Annotated in this window: 15 protein-coding genes, 1 tRNA gene and 1 rRNA gene; 12 read left to right on the forward strand and 5 right to left on the reverse strand. The window is 63.0% G+C overall.

Features of this window, described 5'->3' with window-relative positions; all coding sequences use genetic code 11:
• Positions 1–51: 51 nt before the first annotated feature.
• The 7 genes from tldD (at position 52) to serB (ending at position 8,122) form a co-directional block, all read left to right on the forward strand.
• Positions 52–1,494, forward strand: coding sequence for a metalloprotease TldD (gene tldD, locus AADX97_RS14820; protein WP_374234127.1), 1,443 nt, complete (start codon positions 52–54; stop codon positions 1,492–1,494).
• 75 nt (positions 1,495–1,569) lie between these two features.
• Positions 1,570–2,919, forward strand: a complete 1,350-nt coding sequence (gene pmbA, locus AADX97_RS14825) for a metalloprotease PmbA (RefSeq protein WP_374234113.1) — start codon at positions 1,570–1,572, stop codon at positions 2,917–2,919.
• A gap of 140 nt (positions 2,920–3,059) precedes the next feature.
• Positions 3,060–3,314 (forward strand): hypothetical protein, encoded by a 255-nt coding sequence (locus AADX97_RS14830; RefSeq protein ID WP_374234114.1) that lies wholly within the window; start codon positions 3,060–3,062, stop codon positions 3,312–3,314.
• Positions 3,315–3,467: 153 nt separating this feature from the next.
• Positions 3,468–4,829: an NAD(P)/FAD-dependent oxidoreductase gene (locus AADX97_RS14835; protein WP_374234115.1), complete on the forward strand. Its 1,362-nt coding sequence runs from the start codon at positions 3,468–3,470 to the stop codon at positions 4,827–4,829.
• A gap of 35 nt (positions 4,830–4,864) precedes the next feature.
• Positions 4,865–5,593 (forward strand): DUF1365 domain-containing protein, encoded by a 729-nt coding sequence (locus tag AADX97_RS14840; protein WP_374234129.1) that lies wholly within the window; start codon positions 4,865–4,867, stop codon positions 5,591–5,593.
• The gene (locus AADX97_RS14845) at positions 5,593–6,819 is read left to right on the forward strand and encodes a class I SAM-dependent methyltransferase (protein ID WP_374234116.1); all 1,227 of its coding nucleotides are present in this window, start codon (positions 5,593–5,595) and stop codon (positions 6,817–6,819) included. The genes AADX97_RS14840 and AADX97_RS14845 overlap by 1 nt, the downstream gene beginning before the upstream one ends.
• 34 nt (positions 6,820–6,853) lie before the next feature.
• Complete coding sequence (gene serB / locus AADX97_RS14850; protein ID WP_374234117.1) at positions 6,854–8,122, forward strand: phosphoserine phosphatase SerB; 1,269 nt, start codon at positions 6,854–6,856, stop codon at positions 8,120–8,122.
• 366 nt (positions 8,123–8,488) lie between these two features.
• On the opposite strand, the gene AADX97_RS14855 is transcribed toward serB, so the two are convergent.
• Complete coding sequence (locus AADX97_RS14855; RefSeq protein WP_374234118.1) at positions 8,489–11,329, reverse strand: EAL domain-containing protein; 2,841 nt, start codon at positions 11,327–11,329, stop codon at positions 8,489–8,491.
• A 248-nt stretch (positions 11,330–11,577) separates the two neighbouring features.
• Between AADX97_RS14855 and AADX97_RS14860 the strand changes: the two genes are divergently transcribed.
• Positions 11,578–12,900 (forward strand): MFS transporter, encoded by a 1,323-nt coding sequence (locus tag AADX97_RS14860; protein WP_374234119.1) that lies wholly within the window; start codon positions 11,578–11,580, stop codon positions 12,898–12,900.
• Positions 12,901–13,226: 326 nt separating this feature from the next.
• On the opposite strand, the gene AADX97_RS14865 is transcribed toward AADX97_RS14860, so the two are convergent.
• Positions 13,227–13,303 (reverse strand) — tRNA-Pro (locus AADX97_RS14865).
• 9 nt (positions 13,304–13,312) lie between these two features.
• Positions 13,313–14,281 (reverse strand): polyprenyl synthetase family protein, encoded by a 969-nt coding sequence (locus AADX97_RS14870; protein ID WP_374234120.1) that lies wholly within the window; start codon positions 14,279–14,281, stop codon positions 13,313–13,315.
• 362 nt (positions 14,282–14,643) lie between these two features.
• Between AADX97_RS14870 and rplU the strand changes: the two genes are divergently transcribed.
• The 4 genes from rplU (at position 14,644) to proB (ending at position 17,593) form a co-directional block, all read left to right on the forward strand.
• Entirely contained in the window at positions 14,644–14,958 is a 315-nt protein-coding gene (rplU, locus tag AADX97_RS14875; protein ID WP_374234121.1) for a 50S ribosomal protein L21, read from the forward strand.
• A gap of 13 nt (positions 14,959–14,971) precedes the next feature.
• Positions 14,972–15,250, forward strand: coding sequence for a 50S ribosomal protein L27 (rpmA, locus tag AADX97_RS14880; protein WP_374234122.1), 279 nt, complete (start codon positions 14,972–14,974; stop codon positions 15,248–15,250).
• 90 nt (positions 15,251–15,340) lie between these two features.
• On the forward strand, positions 15,341–16,450 hold the full coding sequence (cgtA, locus tag AADX97_RS14885; protein ID WP_374234123.1) for an Obg family GTPase CgtA: 1,110 nt from the start codon (positions 15,341–15,343) through the stop codon (positions 16,448–16,450).
• An 18-nt stretch (positions 16,451–16,468) separates the two neighbouring features.
• Positions 16,469–17,593, forward strand: a complete 1,125-nt coding sequence (gene proB, locus AADX97_RS14890; RefSeq protein WP_374234124.1) for a glutamate 5-kinase — start codon at positions 16,469–16,471, stop codon at positions 17,591–17,593.
• 156 nt (positions 17,594–17,749) lie between these two features.
• Here proB and AADX97_RS14895 read toward each other — a convergent pair whose 3' ends face one another.
• The gene (locus AADX97_RS14895) at positions 17,750–18,883 is read right to left on the reverse strand and encodes a DegT/DnrJ/EryC1/StrS family aminotransferase (protein ID WP_374234125.1); all 1,134 of its coding nucleotides are present in this window, start codon (positions 18,881–18,883) and stop codon (positions 17,750–17,752) included.
• A 183-nt stretch (positions 18,884–19,066) separates the two neighbouring features.
• A 5S ribosomal RNA gene (rrf, locus tag AADX97_RS14900) occupies positions 19,067–19,182 on the reverse strand.

Genomic DNA, 19,182 nt, shown 5'->3' on the forward strand with positions numbered 1-19,182 from the left:
TGCATACGCGCCCGACCCTGTCTCCCCGACGGAGCCCGACACAACCCGATGATGACCGACCCGATTGCGATTGCACGCATGAGCATTCTCGAGCCTGCGGGATTGACCGAGCAAGACCTCGACCGTCTGCTCGGCCTTCTGGCCGGTACTGCGGTGGATGCCGCCGACATCTATTTTCAGTCCAGCCGGCTCGAGTCCTGGGTCCTCGAGGACGGAATCATCAAGGACGGTAACTTCAGCATCGAGCAAGGCGCCGGGCTGCGCGCGATCAGCGGGGAGAAGACCGGCTTCGCTTACTCGGACGAGCTGCGCTTCCCGGCCCTGGCGCAGGCGGCCGAGGCCGCCCGAGCAATCGCTCGGGTTGGGCAAGGCGAGCAGGTGCGTATCGGCGCGGTTGCGAACAAGCGCAGCCTTTACCACCCGACGAATCCGATCGCCAGTCTGCCCGATCCTGACAAGATCGCGCTGCTGCAACGGGTCGACGCCGAGGCTCGCCGAGCCGACCCGCGCGTGCGCGAGGTGGTCGCCAGTGTTGTCGCCGCGCAGGACACCGTTCTGGTGCTGGGCGACGACGGCGCCTTGTCGGCCGATGTGCGACCCCTCGTAAGGCTGAACGTGAGCGTCGTGGCCGAGGACGGCGGGCGTCGCGAGCAGGGATCGAGCGGGGGCGGTGCCCGTGCCGATCTGAATTATTTCCTCCTCGAAGACCGTGCCTTGTCCTTCGCGCGCGAAGCCGTGCGCCTGGCCATCACCAATCTCGAGGCCGGCGATGCGCCAGCCGGGACCATGACGGTCGTGCTCGGATCCGGCTGGCCGGGCGTGCTGCTGCACGAGGCGATCGGGCACGGGCTCGAGGGCGATTTCAACCGCAAGGGCAGCTCGGCCTTCGCCGGGCGGATCGGCGAGCGGGTGGCCGCAACCGGCGTGACGGTCGTGGACGACGGCACCTTGCCGGGGCGGCGCGGGTCGCTGAACATTGACGACGAGGGGACCATGACGCAGAACACGGTCCTGATCGAAGACGGTATCCTCTGCGCCTACATGCAGGACAAGCTCAACGCGCGCCTGACCGGGACCCACTCCACGGGCAACGGTCGTCGCGAATCCTACGCGCACCTGCCGATGCCGCGCATGACCAACACCTACATGCTCGCCGGCGAGCGTGATCCCGAGGAGATCATCGCCTCGGTGGACAAAGGCTTGTACGCGGTCAATTTCGGCGGTGGACAGGTGGATATCACCTCGGGCAAGTTTGTCTTCTCGGCGAGCGAGGCCTATCTGATCGAGAACGGTAAGGTCGGACGCCCAGTGAAGGGCGCAACCCTCATCGGCAACGGGCCGGATGTCCTGACGCGGGTGAGCATGATCGGCAACGATCTGCGACTCGATCAAGGTGTCGGGACCTGCGGAAAGGAGGGGCAGAGCGTCCCGGTCGGGGTGGGCCAACCGACCTTGCGGATCGACGGCCTGACCGTCGGCGGGACGAGCGCCTGACGAGGAGAACCGCTCTCTCGACACGACCAGACCAACAACGCCGTGCCCGGAACCTCTTTTACCCAAGGACTTGCCATGTCGATTGCCGCCACCGAAGACACCGCGGAACGCCTCGCGCGCTTGCAACAGACGATCGAGGATCTCCTCAAGGAGGCGAAACGACGCGGCGCGACGGCCGCCGAGGCATCGGTCGGCAGCAGCGCCGGGCTTGAAGTCGCGGTACGACTGGGCGAGGTGGAGACGGTCGAGCACACACGCGACAACGGCCTCGGGATCACCGTCTACTTCGGCAACCGCAAGGGTTCGGCAAGCACCTCCGACCTCAGTACCGGCGCACTGCGCGATGCGGTGAAAGCCGCCTGTGCCATCGCCGAGCACACCCAGGAAGATCCCTGCGCCCATCTCGCCGACGCCGCCCTGATGGCCGCCGAGATCCCGGACCTGGATCTCTACCACCCCTGGCATCTGGGGGTCGAGGACGCGATCGAGATCGCGGCGGCCTGCGAGGACTCGGCCCGCGGCTATGATCCGCGGATCGTCAACTCGGAGGGTGCGAGCCTCTCCACGCACACGGGGATCCAGGTCTACGGCAACAGTCACGGATTCGTCGCTGGATACCCGACCAGTCGGCACGGGCTCAGCTGCGCGGTGATCGGTCAGGAGGGCGAGAGCCTGCAACGCGATCATTGGTGGACCAGCGCACGGGCGGCGGCCGATCTGGATTCGGCACGCATGGTCGGCGAGCGTGCGGCCGAGCGGACGGTTGCCCGGCTCGGGTCGCGCCGCATCCCGACCTGCCAGGTGCCGGTCCTGTTTCGTTCGGAGGTCGCGACGGGCCTGATCCGTAGTCTGGTTTCGGCGATCCAGGGCGGCAGCATCTACCGGCGCACGAGCTTCCTGCTCGACCACCTGGGCGAGCGCATCTTCCCGGAATTCGTGCGGATCCATGAGGAGCCGCACCTGCCGCGCGGACTTTCGAGTGCGCCGTTCGATGGGGACGGTGTTGCGACGCGCGCTAAAGATCTGATCACCGACGGGGTTTTGCAGACCTACCTTTTGGATGCCTATTCCGGCTGTCGGCTCGGCATGCAGACGACGGGCAACGCCGGCGGCGTGCGCAACCTGCGCATCGGCATGGGCGATCGCGATCGCGCCGCCTTACTGCGCGAGATGGGGACCGGGCTGATGGTGACCGAGTTGATGGGGCACGGGGTGAATCCGGTCACTGGCGACTACTCGCGCGGTGCCGCGGGTTTCTGGGTGGAGGGCGGCGAGATCCGACATCCGGTTGAAGAGATCACCATTGCAGGCAACCTCAAGCGCATGTATGCGGGCCTGCTGGCGGTCGGCAACGATTACGATTATTCAGGGAGCACGCGAACGGGCTCCTGGCTGATCGAGAAGATGACGATTGCAGGCGAATAAGACGGCGGTTGCAGGGGCTCGTCGCGCCCCTGCCGTTGCATCGTCGCGGCTGAGTCCGGTCACCCCACGACGACTCCAACGACCGTCGCTCCAACCATTATCCCCGCACAATGGATACAACTGACCCGCTTACGGAAACCTTGGCGCTGATCGCCTCGGCACCCGAGTCCGCCTCGGCGCTGACGCTCTATGCCCTCGCCTGCACGCTCGAGCATCAAAAGGCCGGCTGCTTGTTTAAGTTGACCAAGCTCTTTGATTTGCCCGCCGATCATCGCTCGCTGGCCTACGGCCTGATGGAGATTTTGGCTGCGGGCGAGGTCGGCACGCCGCGCTGGACCGACTCGAAGTCACGGATGGACGACCTGATCCGCGGAACGCCGCGGCGCTCGGTTTGAGCTCGGCGGCTCCATCCGCCTTCCAAGGTTTTCGGCCCCCTGGCGGTCGGGCTCTTGAGCTGTTCGAGCAGCGCTTCAATATTGGACGAAACATGAACAGCCTTGGCGCGGTCGTCGACACGAGACCAAGGAATTTTCGAGGGATCAAATCGGATGTCAGTCAAGACAATCGGGATCGTTGGCGGCGGTATCGGTGGACTCGGTGCTGCTTGGATGCTGGATTCGCGTTACGACGTGACCCTGCTCGAGCGCAATGGTTACGTCGGTGGTCACAGCAACACACTCGAGGTCCCGGACCCGCACGGGGCCTTTCCGGTCGACACCGGATTCATGGTCTTCAATCGGCGCAACTATCCCTTGTTGACCGCGATGTTCAAGCATCTCGGTGTGGCGACCTATCCGACCAGTATGTCCTTCGCGGCCAGTCTGGATGGCGGGCGTATCGAGTACGGCGGCGATAGTCTCAATACCTTGTTCGGTGCGCGCGCCAATCTGCTGGATTGGCGGTTTCTGTGGATGGTCAAGGAAATTCTGCAATTTAACGCAGCGGCCAAGAACTTCATCAACTCCAACCCCGGCGATACCCTGACGGTCGGAAATTTTCTGCAGCGCGGTCGTTACTCAGAGCGCTTCGCCAGTCACTATTTGCTCCCCATGGCAGCGGCCATCTGGTCCTGTCCCACCGAAGAGATGCGGGATTTCCCCTTCCTGAACTTTGCGCGATTCTTCGCCAACCATGGTCTACTCGACCTAGTCGATCGTCCGGACTGGGAAACCGTGCGCGGGGGCAGTCGTGCCTATGTGCAGGCCATCCTCGCCCGGTTCCGAGGGCGTTGTTTGGCGGACACACCGGTCAAGCGGGTGCGGCGTCGTGAGCAGGGGGTCGAGGTCGAGACCGCTGCAGGCGAGCGTTTGCAGTTCGATGCGGTCGTGATGGGTTGCCACGCCGACGAGGCACTCTCTTTGATCGAGTCCCCGGCGCCCGACGAGCGCGACATCCTCGGCGACTTCCGGTATCAGACCAATCAGGTCTTTCTGCACACCGATTCCGCACTGATGCCGAAACGCCGCCGGGTTTGGTCGTCGTGGAACTATATCGAGCAGCCGGGGGATGGCGCCGATCGGCCGGTGACGGTGACCTATTGGATGAACAGCCTTCAGGATCTGCCGCCCGAGCGCGATGTCTTCGTCAGTCTGAATCCGCGCGTGGCGCCGCGCAGCGAATCGATCTTGGCCGAGATGACCTACGAGCATCCCATGTTCGACGCGAGCGCGACCGAGGCCCAGCGCCGCATCGGCGAGATCCAAGGCCGCGACCGGATCTGGTTCAGCGGGGCATATCTGGGATACGGATTCCACGAGGATGGCCTGCGCGCCGCAGTGGATGTGGCGCGCGGGCTCGATGTCCGTCCGCCCTGGGAGACCGCGGCACCATCGACCGTGCCGAGTGCGGGCACGGTTTCCGGCTCCGGGGCAGGGGCCGGGCCGAGCGGCATGAGGGTGTTGCCCTCGTGAGCACCGTTGCCGGTCGAATTATCTTCGGCGATGTCATGCATCGGCGGCTCTTTCCGGTGCGTTATCGCTTCGTCTATCGGGTCTTCAGCATGTTGCTGGATATCGAGCGAGTCGGAGAGATCGCGCGCGATTGCCGCTGGTTCTCTTACAACCGCTTCAACCTCTTCTCCTTTTACGATCGCGATCACGGCGCGCGCGACGGTCGTGGACTCAAACCCTGGTTGCTCGAGCGGCTGCGCGAGTGCAGGCAGGACATGGACATCGCCCGCATCGAGCTGCAATGTTTTCCGCGGGTGCTCGGATTCGTCTTCAATCCGCTGAGTGTCTGGACCTGCTTCGATCGTTCGGACAGGCCGGTTGCGGTGCTGTGCGAGGTCAACAACACCTTCGGCGAGGCCCACAGCTATCTGTTGCACGAAAAGGGCGCGCCGATGGACTGGCCGATCCGCCACGCGCATCGCAAGGACTTCCATGTCTCGCCCTTTGTCGACATGAACGCCGACTATCATTTCCGGTTTACCCGGCAAGGCGATCGTCACGCGATCGTGATCCGCGAATACCAGGACGCGTCCTTGATGCTCGTGGCCGTCCAACAGGGGATCGCGGAGACGATGACGGACGCCAAGTTGCTGCGCGCCGCCTTCGCCTATCCTTTTCTGACGCTGAAGGTTGTCCTCATGATCCATTGGCAGGCTTTAAAGATCTGGGTCAAGGGCGGGCGCTACCATTCCAAGCCGACTCCACCCCTAGAAGAGGTGTCCTGATGTCCGCAGAGGAGTTGATCGAAGAACCTCTAACCCGCCGATCGAGCTGGTCGAGCCGCCTGATCGGCGGGTTTTGCCGGCACTTGGCGTTCGGCCAGCTCCTGGTGCGTTTTCCCGACGGAAACGCCACCCTGCACCGCGGCCGGTTCCCGGGCGCGAGCGGTGTCATGGAGGTGCAGTCGCCGCTCAAGATGGCCGGACGGCTGCTCACCCGAGGCGAGGTGGGATTCGGCGAATCCTACGTGGAAGGGCATTGGACGACGCCGGATCTCGCCGCGTTGCTCGAGGTCCTCTACGACAACATGGAACATCTAGGCGTGGGGCCGCGCGGGATGCGTTGGTCGCGGCTTTGGGATCGATTGAGCCATCGACTGCGCGACAATCACCCCATCAACAGTCGTCGCAACATTGCCCACCATTACGACTTGGGCAACGACTTCTACAAACGCTGGCTCGATCCGAGTATGACCTACTCCTCCGCGCTCTTTGCCGACCCGGCGCGGGACAGTCTGGAATCGGCCCAGGAGCGCAAGTATCAGCGCTTGCTCGACGCGCTGGACGCCAAGCCCGGCGAGCATATCCTGGAGATCGGCTGCGGTTGGGGCGGTTTCGCGGAGCTGGCGGCACGACGAGGTCTGCACGTGACCGGCGTGACCCTCTCGCGCGAGCAGCTCGCCTATGCGCGCGAGCGTCTGGAGGCCGCCGGTCTCGCCGATCGCGTCGACCTGAGGCTTCAGGATTACCGCGACATCGAGGGCCGCTTCGACCACGCGGTCTCGATCGAGATGATGGAGGCGGTGGGCGAGGCCTTCTGGCCAACCTACTACCAGGCGTTGCGTCGGCTGGTGCGACCGGGCGGTCGTATCGCTTTACAGGTCATCACCATCAACGAGGACGATTTCCCCGTCTACCGCAAGCAACCGGACTTCGTCCAGCTCTACATCTTTCCGGGCGGGATGCTGCCCACACCCGAGCGCATGACGCGCGAGGCGCAGGATGCGGATCTGCTGATTCGCGAGACGGCGTGGTTCGGGCTCGACTATGCCGAAACCCTTCGCCGTTGGCGTCACGCCTTCCATACGGTGGATCAGGAGGTGGCTCGGCTCGGATACGATGCGCGTTTCCGCCGGATGTGGGACTACTATCTGGCCTATTGCGAGACCGGCTTCAAAACGGGCTGCATCGATCTGACCCAAACCGTCCTAGAGGTCCCGGAGCGCAGCTGAACCTTCCGTAGAATCGACGCGCAATGGCAATCGCATGAGCGAGATCGTCCTCATCAAGGTCTCGGGCGAGGATCGTCCGGGGATCACCGCGGCCCTCACCGCAATCCTGGCGCAGTATCGGGTGCCGATCCTCGATATCGGCCAGTCGACCATCCACAACGCCTTGGCGCTGGGTCTGCTGGTGGAGCTGCCGGCGGACAGCGCATCCTGTCCGGTGTTTCGCGATCTGTTGTTCACCGCCCACGGTATGGGGCTGGATCTTCGGTTTACGCCGGTCGATCCGGACGCCTACGAGGATTGGGTCGCCGAGCAGGGGCAGCCGCGGCACATCCTCACCCTGCTGGGTCGCGAGATCGATTCGGAGCACATTGCGCGGTTGTCCGCCGTGGTCGCCGAGTACGGTTTGAACGTCGATCGGATCTCGCGGCTGACGGGGCGTCTCTCGCGGCGTGCGCCGGAGCACCATCCGCTTGCCTGTGTGGAGCTGTCGGTCCGCGGTGCGGTGGCGGATCTCTCCGAGCTGCACGCGGGTTTGCTTGCGCTCGGGCAGATCCTGGACGTGGATGTCGCGGTGCAGGAGGACGATATCTTCCGGCGTAACCGCCGATTGGTCTGTTTCGATATGGATTCGACCCTGATCCAGACCGAGGTCATCGACGAGTTGGCCAAGGCGGCCGGTGTCGGTCCCGAGGTCGCCGCCATCACCGAGGCCGCGATGCGCGGCGAGCTCGACTTCAAGGAGAGCTTCCGGCGTCGTATCGCGCTGCTCGAAGGGCTCGACGAGTCGGTGCTCGGCGAAATCGCGGAGCGCCTGCCCATCACCGAGGGCGCCGATCGGCTGATTGCGAGCCTCAAGCAGCTCGGCTATCGCATCGCCATCCTCTCGGGCGGCTTTACCTATTTTGCCGAGCACTTGAAACGTCGATTCGGAATCGACGACGTTTACGCCAATGCACTGGAGTTTCGCGACGGCAAGCTGACCGGCACCGTCTCGAGCGAGATCATCGACGGGGCGCGCAAGGCCGAGCTGCTGCGCGAGATCGCGGCGCGCGAGGGGATCCGCCTCGAACAGGTCATCGCGGTCGGCGACGGCGCCAACGATCTCCCGATGCTGGCGATCGCCGGCCTGGGAATCGCCTTTCATGCCAAGCCGATCGTCACCAAGCAAGCACGTCATGCCATCGCGAACGTCGGGCTCGACGGGATCCTCTATCTGCTCGGGATGCGTGACCGCGACCTCGAGCGGCTCGCCAGAGGGGCGCCGCCTCGGCGCGACGAGGCGCTCTCGACGGCTTCCCTGTAGCCGCCCGCCCGAGCCTTCCACCGGTCTCGGCCTCTGAGCGCTAAACCGCGTCCAGAGCGACATGCGTCATTTGCGTTTTGCGTTTGGCTTTGGAGATGTCCTCGATCTCGGCGCGACGCGGTTTAAAATTTAATATTTCTTAATATTTTAAACCGTGCCGGTTCCAACGGTCGTCAAGTCTGCCGGGGCCGATCCCATCCGAAAACATTGCATACCGCGCTTGGCGCGGTTTAAGGCGAACTCCGGAAACCTTCATGCCAAGGGCGTAGGTTGTGCCGAGCCGTGCGAGGCACAATCAACCGTCGGCGCAAGTTGTGCCTCCTATCGTCAGCACAACCTACGGGTATGGAAGTTTGCGGAAATCGCCTAAGTCGGCAGCCGGTCGTCGCCGGATTCGGACGCCTCGGAGTCGGGCCGAATAAACCCCGCCGTCAGGTGGCGTTCAATGGCCTGTGCCTCCATCGGTGGCGCGAACCAGTTCCCCTGGCCGCACCTGCAGCCCATCGCCGCCAAACGCTCGGCCTGATCGCGGGTCTCTACGCCCTCGGCCACCGTGTCGAGCTTGAGGGCATGCGCGACGGCAAGCAACGCATGAACGGTTGCGACGGCATCCGGGTTGTCGTCGATCTCGCCGACGAATTGGCGGTCGATCTTGAGCGCGCTGACCGCGGACCGACGCAGATAGGTCAAGGACGAGAAGCCGGTGCCGAAGTCGTCGAGAACGAGCCGAACGCCGAGATCCCGGAGCATGGCGATTTGGGTCCGGTGATGCTCGCCATACTCCATCATTGCGGTTTCGGTGAGCTCGAGCTCAAGTCGGGCGGGGTCGATACCCGTCTCCCGGGCCGTCGCGAGCACGTCGTCGGCAAGACAGCCGGCGCGGACCTGCTGAGGCGAAACATTGATGCTGACCCGACCGAAGTCGAGACCTCGGTCATGCCAGCCGCGCGCCTCGCGTGCGGCCGTACTCAGCACCCAGCTGCCGAGGACATGGAACAGCCCGCGGCGCTCGGCGAGATGCACGAAATCACCCGGCGGCAGGACCCCCTCCACCGGGTGGCGCCAGCGCACCAGCGCCTCGACCGCGGTGATCTTTCCGCTCGCGAGCTCGACCTGCGGCTGATAGTGCAGGAAGAGCTCGCCGCTGCGTACGGCCTCGTCGATCCGATTCGTCAGGGCGGCATCGCGGCGAACCTGCCGCGTCATGGCGTCGGTGTGGAATGCGTAGCCGCCGCGTCCGTTGTTCTTGGCCTTGTAGAGGGCGACATCGGCACGGCCGAGGAGTGTTTCCAGGTCGATATCCGGCTCGGGGACGAACACGACGCCGACGCTCGCGCCGCAGGTGATGGCATGGCCGTCGATCGAATAGGACCGAGCCAGGTGCTCGACGATCTTTGCGGCCAAGGTGGCTGCATCGGAGATGCTCTGCGCATCGGGTTGGATCACGGCGAACTCGTCGCCGCCGAATCGCGCGACCGTGTCCATACCGCGAACGAGGGCCGACAGGCGCTGGGCGACCTCTTTCAAGAGCAGATCGCCCACGGGATGACCCAGGGTGTCGTTGACCTCTTTGAAGCGGTCGAGATCGAGAAAGTGCAGGGCAAAGCCCCGATCGGCGCGCCGGACCGAGGTCAGTCGCTTGGCGAGCTGATTCTTGAACAGGGCGCGATTAGGTAGACCGGTGAGGCTGTCGTAGTAGGCGAGTCGCAGGATCTGCTCCTCGTTGCGTTTGCGCTCGGTGATGTCGTGGAAGGTGACGACAACACCCATTGCGGAGCCGCCGACGCGGATCGGAGTGGCGCGATACTCGACGGGAAACGCCGAGCCATCACGGCGTTGGAGGATCTCGTCGCTGACTACGATGTCCTTGCCGGTATGCATCACCGAAAGCATACGGCGCCGGGTGGCGTCCCGGTCGCCTTCGTCGGGGTCGTCATGGGTGATGGCCGGGCAGGGTTTGCCGACCAGATCGGCCGGGTCGTATCCCAACAGGCGTGCGCCCGTGGGATTGATGAAGGTGGTCACGCCTTCGGGATCGAGCCCGAACACCCCCTCGCTGGTCGCTTCCAAAAGGAGCCGTGCGCGCTCCTCGGCGGCGATGCGAGCCGCGCGATCGCGCGCTTGCTGCAAGGCGACCGCCACCAGCGCCGCGCCCTGCGCGATATAGATCAGATGTTCCGCGTCGGGTTTGTCGGGGGTTCGCGAATAGATATCGAAGGCCCCCAAGATATCCCCGCCGGCATCGCGAATCGGCTCGGACCAGAAGCCGCGGACGCCGATCTCCTCCGTGATCCCTGCCAGCGACTGCCAGTACGGATGATAGAGGACGTCGGCGATCACGAGAGGCTCGCCGATCGGGCGAGGAGCCGCACCCTTTCCCGGATCGTCCGTCAGGCGGTGGATCGCCTCGACGAGCCGATCCGGAAGACTCGGGGCCGTGCCGACGCGCAGGCGGTGTGTTGCGCTGTCCATCAGCATGATCGAGCACATGAGGCTCTGGTCGAGCGCCTCGATCGATACGGCGATCGCGTCGAGCGCCTCCTGCACGGGAGCGCCGCCCGCAATCAACCCCATGATGCGAATGCGGCTTTCCTGGAGCATCCAGGCGCGTCGGGTCTCGGTGATATCGCGCACGGTTCCCGTCATCGAGACCGGGCGACCCTGCTCGCGGGTCAGTGTCGCGCGCTCATGGAGGTAACGTACCTCGCCGTCGGGCAGCAGGATTCTGTGCTCGCAGTCGTAATCCCCGGCCCCGGCCCCGGCGATGGCCTCCCGAACCGCATGCTCGACCCGAGCGCGGTCTTCCGGGTGAACGAAGTCGAGGAAGCCTTTGTAGTTCCCCGGGAAGCTGTCGGGCGGCATGGCGAAGATGCGATAGACCTCGGCAGACCACTCGAGGCGGTCGTTCTCGGCATCCCACTCCCAGGTTCCGAGATGCCCGAGCCGTTGCGTCTCTTCGACGATGCGCTCGCTCCGAGCCAAGCGCTCTGCGAGCCCGGCGTGCGCCGCTTGCGCCTGTGCGAGCTGCGCGGCGATGTCGCGACAAAGCCGGCGGCTACGCCAAGCTGCAACGGCGGCGACTGCAGCGAGAAGGGCCAGCGCGCCGGCCGTGCCTGCCTCGATGCCTGTGCCTATGGAAGCGGACCAGGACACCACGGGATCGGCTGCGGAAACCAGCGTCTGAATCCATAAGATCGGCAACCACATCCACCGGGTCGCAGCGGGCGAAGCGATCGTAGGTTCTGGCCTCATGTCCATTCGGGCATCTTAAGGTTGAATGGTATTGTCGGGGCGATAATTCCGAACGGTTTGTCGTTTCTATGGGCCTGCTCGGAACCGGTGTCGTGAATCCTCGCGGGGTCGAGCTGCGACCGGAGTATCCGCATCCATCGCCTGATGGGATAATGCCGGCCCGACTGTCTACACCGCAATGGCTCATCGCCGGAGATCCGCAGATGCCCGACCTCGACCGGACCTACCGGATCGGCCCGATCCACCTGGCGCCGTCCGTCCTGCCTCGGAACGGCTGGACCTTTTTGGCCGCCGCGTTTTTCTCGATCGGGCTGATGATCTTCATTTCCATCGGTCAGACCTATATCCTCAACGAGCATCTTGGCGTTCCGGAGTCGACGCAGGGCGCGATCAGCGGCCAACTTGTCTTCCTGACCGAGATCGTCACCCTGTTGCTGTTTCTGCCGGTCGGCGTCCTCATGGACCGGATCGGTCGCCGAGGGGTCTACGCGGCGGGGTTTCTGTTCCTGGCCTTGACCTATGTCCTCTATCCTCTCGCGGAATCGGTCGAGGCACTCTATTTCTATCGGGTTCTCTATGCGATCGGCGTGGTCGCGGTCGCGGGCGGGCTGTCGACCGTCCTTGCCGATTATCCGGCGGAACGTTCCCGCGGCAAGTTGGTGGCCATCGTCGGTGTCATGAGCGGCTTGGGGGTCGTACTCATCAGTCAGGGTCTCGGTGCCATGCCGAAGGTCTTTACCGGCGCGGGCTTCGACGGCGTCACCGCGGGCAGGTTGACCCATTTCATCGTCGCGGGTCTTGCGGTCGCGGTTGCCCTGTTGCTCCTCTGGGGCCTTAAGCCGGGTCTGCCCGTGCGTCTTCAGGATCGTCCGAGCGTACGCGAGCTCTTCGTCGGAGGCTTTGCGCACGGACGCAATCCGCGCATCCTTTTGGCCTATTCATCTGCATTCATCGCACGCGGCGATCAATCGGTCAACGCGATCTTTCTCGTCCTTTGGGGCACCTTGGCGGCCAAGGCGACCGGCATGGAGTCGGCCTCGGCGGTGATGAGCGGAACCCTGATCTTCGTGATGGCGCAGATCTCGGCACTCGTCTGGGCGCCCGTCCTCGGGCCGCTTCTCGACCGGATCGACAGGGTCACCGGGCTCGCGATCTGCATGGCCTTGGCGGCCCTGGGCAATCTGAGTCTGTTGGCGCTCGATGACCCGCTGTCGTCCTATGGTCCGATCTTCTTTATCCTGCTCGGTATCGGGCAGATCAGTGTCTACCTCGGCGGTCAATCCTTGATCGGGCAAGAGGCTCCGCCCGGGCAGCGGGGATCGGTGCTCGGTGCCTTCAACGTCGCCGGCGCGATCGGAATTCTTTTGATTACGCCGGTTGGCGGGTATCTGTTCGATCGGGTCGATCCGCGCGCACCCTTCTACGTTGTCGGCGCGATCAATGTCCTGCTTGTCTTTGCGAGTATCTATGTTCGGATGAGACATTCGCCGGAATCGCAAAGCGCAAGCGCTTCGGAACGAGTCTAGGTTCCTTGGGAGCGATTCAATAATAAGTCAAACAATTCGACGAGAGAATCCTTTTCGACCGTTGTCGTCATCGACAACGACAACGACAACGACAACGATTAGGTTCGGTGCTCAACGTATTTTTGACACGTGACTTGGTTCGGGGCAGAGGATAAGGTCGCACAAGATGTGGCGTAGGTTGTGCCGAGCCGTGCGAGGCACAACCAACCGTCGGGGCGAGTTGTGCGTCCTATCGTCAGCACAACCTACGGTATAGAATTCTGCGGAAATCGCCTAAGGTCGCACAAAAAAGCCGGCTTTCGCCGGCTTTTCTAACATCTGTAATTTGGTCGGGGTGACTGGATTCGAACCAGCGACTTCTGCCTCCCGAAGACAGCGCTCTACCAAGCTGAGCTACACCCCGAAACGTACATCAATGTTTACGGTCGACCGAAAAATCCGCGAGCGTCGCCATGGCATCCCTGGCGGGGCAGGGAGGCAAAGCACTCAAGGCGCGCTTCGCTCGATCCGCGTAGTCTTCCGCAAGCCGCGCAGTATAGTTAATGGCGTCGGTCGACGCAATCGCCTCCACGACGGATTCCATGTGCTTGCGACCGCCTTCCTCGATGGCCTTGCGCAACAATACCTTTTGCTCGGGTGTTCCCACTTCCATCGCCCGAATCACCGGAAGCGTCGGTTTGCCCTCGTCGAGGTCATCGCCGACGTTCTTGCCCAGCTCTGCGTTTGCCGGACTGTAGTCCAATGCGTCGTCGATGAGCTGGAAGGCGATCCCGAGATTGAGGCCATAGCTCGCCGCAGCCTCTTCGACGCCGGGACTCGATCCGGCGAGCACGGCGCCGAGTCGCACGCCCGCTTCAAACAGTGTCGCCGTCTTGCGGGTGATGACCTCCATGTAGCGGGTCCGATCCGTATCGGGGTCGTGTGTGTTCAGGAGTTGCAGCACCTCGCCTTCGGCGATCCGGTTGGTCGCGTGCGAGAGAATGTCCATGACCCGCATATTCCCGACATCAACCATCATCTCGAAGGCGCGGGAGTAGAGGAAGTCGCCGACCAGCACACTGGCGTCATTGCCCCAGACGACATTGGCCGTCTCGCGGTTGCGTCTCAGCTCCGAGGCATCGACGACATCGTCGTGCAGCAGCGTTGCTGTGTGTATAAATTCCACGACAGCCGCCAGATCGATGTGGCGCTCTCCGGAGTACCCGCAAGCCCGGGATGCGAGGAGTACCGAAAGTGGTCGCAGGCGCTTGCCGCCGCTGTTGACGATATAGCTGCCGATTTGATTGATCAGGACCACGTCTGACCGAAGTCGACGTAGGATCAAGGCGTCAACGGCCTTGACGTCTTCGGCGACGGGTTGTCGGAGCGCGGCAATATCCATGATGTGTTGATGGACTGACTGATCGTGGCGGCGGATGCTAGGTGCGCGATAGGGGCCTGTCAAGTTGGAGGCGGGCTGAGAGTCTCGTATTGAGTAGTGAGCGATGAGTGATGAATGGCTAGAAAGGAAGGCGCGAACAGTCACTTAGCGATCGGAAAGACGGAAAACCAGCGCCTTCTGAAGTATATCATTGGATCCGCCTTGGGTTTGCCTGCCGATAAGCCGGAATCACCAGGTGCCGCTCTCCTGCCTGCGTCGCGCTACAGGTCCTTGACCAGGGTTCGCTCGTCGAGTAGTATTCCGCTTCTTTCGTTTCGGCGCCTGTCGCCGATCTCGCCGAATGGTTTTGGGGATCTTCAGACATGTACGCGGTCATTCAAACCGGTGGCAAACAATACCGGGTTTCGGAAGGCGACACCGTCAAAGTAGAAAAGATTGTGGCGGAGCAGGGCGCTATCGTCGACTTCGATAAGGTCCTTTTGGTGGCCGACGGGGACGATGTCAAGGTCGGCAAACCCTACGTGGAAGGCGGTAAGGTCAGCGCAACGGTCGAAGGCCACGGGCGTGCGAAGAAGGTCATGATCGTGAAGTTTCGGCGGCGCAAGCACCACCTGAAACGTCAGGGCCATCGTCAATCGTTCACCGCCCTGAAGATTACGGCGATCAGCGCCGGCTGAAGAGGAGACTCCCATGGCACATAAGAAAGCTGGCGGCAGCTCGCGCAACGGGCGTGATTCGGAATCCAAGCGGCTCGGCGTCAAGGTCTTCGGTGGACAGGTTGTCAAGGCTGGATCCATCATCGTTCGCCAACGCGGTACCCGATTCCACAGCGGGGTCAACGTTGGCTGCGGACGTGACCATACCCTGTTTGCCCTGCGCGACGGGATTGTGACCTTTGTCGAGCAAGGCCCGAAGAATCGGAAATTCGTGACGGTGGTCGAGAAGCCGGCCGACGTCGGCTCGGCCTGATCCTTCCGGCGCCGACCCATCGCAACGGGCACGCGAGCCTCGCCGTTTCGGCGGGGCTCTTTTCGTTTATGCGATGAGGTTGTTTGAGTTATGAAATTCGTTGACGAGGCTTTCATTCGGGTCGAGGCAGGAGACGGCGGCAGCGGCTGTGTCAGCTTCCGTCGCGAGAAATACATCCCGAAGGGCGGACCCAACGGCGGCGACGGGGGCAATGGCGGCAGCGTCCACCTTGTCGCCGACGTCAATCTGAATACCCTGGTCGATCTGCGCTACCAACGTGTGCATCGCGCGGAGCGGGGGCAGAACGGCAGGAGCCGCGACATGACCGGTCGTGCCGGCGCGGATCTCGTCATTCGGGTCCCGGTAGGGACGCGCGTCTTTGAGCGTGAGACCGGCGAGTTAATCGGCGAGCTCTTGGAGTCCGGCCGACAGATGTTGGTGGCCCAAGGCGGCTTTCACGGCATCGGGAATGCGCGCTTCAAATCCAGTACCAATCGAACCCCGAGACAGTTCACCCCGGGAACACCGGGTGAGCGCAGAGACCTCCAGCTCGAACTGATCCTGCTCGCGGACGTCGGCTTGCTCGGCTTCCCGAATGCGGGCAAATCCTCTCTGATTCGCCAGGTTTCCAGTGCGCGCCCGAAGGTCGCGGACTATCCTTTCACGACGCTTTACCCCAACCTCGGCGTGGTGCGGCTCGGTCGCGACCGCAGCTTCGTGATCGCCGACATCCCCGGCGTGATCGAGGGTGCTGCGGAGGGTGCGGGGCTCGGGAGCCACTTTCTCAAACATCTCTCCCGCACGCGCTTTCTGTTGCATCTGGTCGATGTCGCCCCGTTGGACGAGGCGGTGGATCCCGTCGAGCAGGTTCGCAAGATCGAGGCGGAGCTCTCCGCGTTCGGCGAAGGGCTCGCGCTCAAGGAGCGTTGGTTGGTGCTCAACAAGATCGACCGCCTCCTCCCCGAGGAGTATGCGGCGCAGCGCGAAGATGTCGTCTCTCGGCTCGAGTGGACATTGCCCGTTTATGGGATCTCTGCGATGACGGGGGAGGGTACGGCGACGTTGATGGGCGATCTGATGAGTCGTCTCGAGGCGTTGGCTGCCGAAAGAGCGGCCGCCGAGCAGGCAGGAGCAGATCGCGAGAGCGGCGCCGATGCCGATCCTGCAGCACCCGAGACCGAATGGCATCCGCTCGACTGACCTGACTGGATCTTTCCTATGATTTCGCGCGCCATGATCCCCTTCACGCGTCGATGGGTCGTGAAGATCGGAAGTGCATTGTTGACCCGCGACGGCGCCGGACTTGAGCGCAGTATGCTGGCCCCCTGGGTGGAGCAGATCAGCGCACGCCGAATGGCGGGCAACGAGGTGGTTCTGGTGTCCTCGGGCGCTGTCGCCGAGGGGATGGCGCGGATGGGTTGGCAGGCGCGTCCCAAGGCGCTGCATGCGTTGCAGGCGGCCGCCGCGATCGGACAGATGGGACTCGTACGCGCGTATGAAGACTGTTTCCAGGCCCGCGGATTGCATACCGCCCAAGTGCTCCTGACCCATGATGATCTGGCGGATCGCGCCCGATATCTCAACGCTCGCAGTACACTCCGGACCTTGCTCAAGCTCGGTGTGATCCCCGTCATCAACGAGAATGATACGGTTGCAACCGACGAATTGCGCTTCGGCGACAACGATACCTTGGCGGCTCTGGTCGCCAACCTGATCCAGGCCGACCTTCTGATTCTCCTGACCGATCAGGACGGTCTATTCGATCGGGATCCGCGCGCTTACGCCGATGCCTGCTTGATTTCCGAGACCCGGGTCGACGATCCGCAGCTCGACCAGGTCGCTGGCGGCAGCGTCACGGGCCTGGGTACGGGCGGAATGATCACGAAGGTCCGTGCGGCTCGTCTTGCAGCGCGCTCGGGTACGCCGACGGTGATCGCGCCAGGGCGTGGAGAAGACGTCCTGAGGCGGATCGGACAAGGGGAAGGCGTCGGCACCTTGTTGGTGCCCTTCCAGGGCCCTCAGGCCGCGCGCAAGCAGTGGTTGGCCGGTCATCTCCAGGTCCGTGGTCGTCTCACGCTCGACGCCGGAGCCGTCAATGCCCTACGCGAGAAGGGGACGAGTCTGCTCGCCGTGGGTGTCAAAGAGGTGCAAGGTGCCTTTAACCGTGGTGAAGTCGTTGCTTGTATTGATGAGTCGGGCCGCGAAGTGGCGCGCGGTTTGGTCAACTACGATGTGCAGGAAGTCGCGCGGGTCAAGGGGCAACCGTCGAGCCGATTCGAGGGAATCCTCGGCTATCTCGACGAGGAGGAATTGATCCATCGCGACAATCTGGTTCTGCTCTAAACCGCGCCCAGTGCGGTATGCGATGTTTATGGATGGGATCGGCCCCGGCGGATTTCAGAGCCGCTGGAGCCGGCGCGGTTTAAAGTATTAAAAAATAATAAATTCTAAACCGCGTCACCACTGCTTTCCTTCAATCCTCCCCTCGTCGCCCGACCTTTAATCAGTGCCGAGGCCCGTGGCCTTCGCAACCGCGTCCACGATCCGGACCTGTTCCTCATCCGACAGATAGGGGTGCATCGGGAGACTCATGACCCGCTGTGCCACGCGCGCGCTGACAGGCGTCCCGAACCGCTCCAGGCTCGGTTGAAACACGGGTTGGTCGTTCAACGGCACGGGGTAGTGCACCGCCGTCGGAACCCCTTCGGCCGCCAATGTCTCGGCGACGCGATCACGCTCGTCGATCTGGATGGTGTACTGTGCATAGACCGATTCGTTGCCGGGTGCGATGGATGGGGTCAACACTGCGCCCTCGGCAACCTCGCTCGAGGTTGCTCCGCGAGCCTGAAGCAATTCGGAATAGCGTGCTCCGAGCCGGATTCGTGCGTCGATCTCGTTGCCGAACAGCGGTAGCTTCGCAAGGAGAACCGCGGCCTGAAGCGTGTCGATGCGGCCGTTCAGGCCAAGACGCGGATGATGATAACGGCGATCTTGGCCGTGGTTTCGGATTTCCCTCAGACTTTTCGCCACATCATCGTCGTTGGTGAAACAGGCTCCGGCGTCGCCGTAGGCGCCCAGCGGCTTGGACGGGAAGAAGGACGTGCAGCCGATCGAGGACAGGGCGCAGGACCGCTTTCCCTTGTAGGTGGCTCCGAAGCTTTGGGCGGCGTCTTCGATCACGGGCAGGCGATGTCGTGCGGCGATTTCATTGATGGCGTCCATGTCCGCGCATTGGCCGTAAAGAGAAACCGGCATGATGGCGCGGGTCCGTCCGGTGATGGCCTCTTCGATACGATCGGGGTCGACGTTGTAGGTTACGGGGTCGATGTCGACGAAGACCGGTCGCACGCCGAGCAGCGCGATCATCTCGCCGGTCGCGATGAAGGTGAATGGGGTCGTGATGACCTCGTCGCCCCGACCGATCTCCAACGCCATCATGGCCGCGAGCAATGCGTCTGTTCCGCTTGAGAGACCGATACAGTGCCGGGTTCCGACGAAGTCGGCGAGCGCAATCTCCAGCGCTTCGACCTCGGGCCCCATAATGTATTGCCCGTGCTCCAAAACTGCATGAATCCGGGCCTTCACGTCGTCTTCGATCAGTCGATACTGGGACTTCAAGTCGATGAATTGCATTCGTTCCGCCTTAAACCGCGCCCAGCGCGGTATGCGATGTTTTTGGATGGGATCGGCCCCAGCAGACTTGACGACTGCTAGCGTCGGCGCGGTTTAAGATCAGGATACCGGGTTTTCGGCGAGCCGTCTTTTCCGCACCCATAAAAAAACCCCCGCCGTGAGGCGGGGGTTTTGGGTATAAGGCCCTGGCGGTGACCTACGTTCGCATGGGGAGGCCCCACACTATCATCGGCGAGACACCGTTTCACGTCTGAGTTCGGGATGGGATCAGGTGGTTCCAGTGTTCTATGGCCGCCAGG

This window comes from Thiocapsa sp. C2-2m (genome assembly GCF_041903745.1).
GTDB lineage: Bacteria > Pseudomonadota > Gammaproteobacteria > Chromatiales > Chromatiaceae > Thiocapsa > Thiocapsa roseilacustris.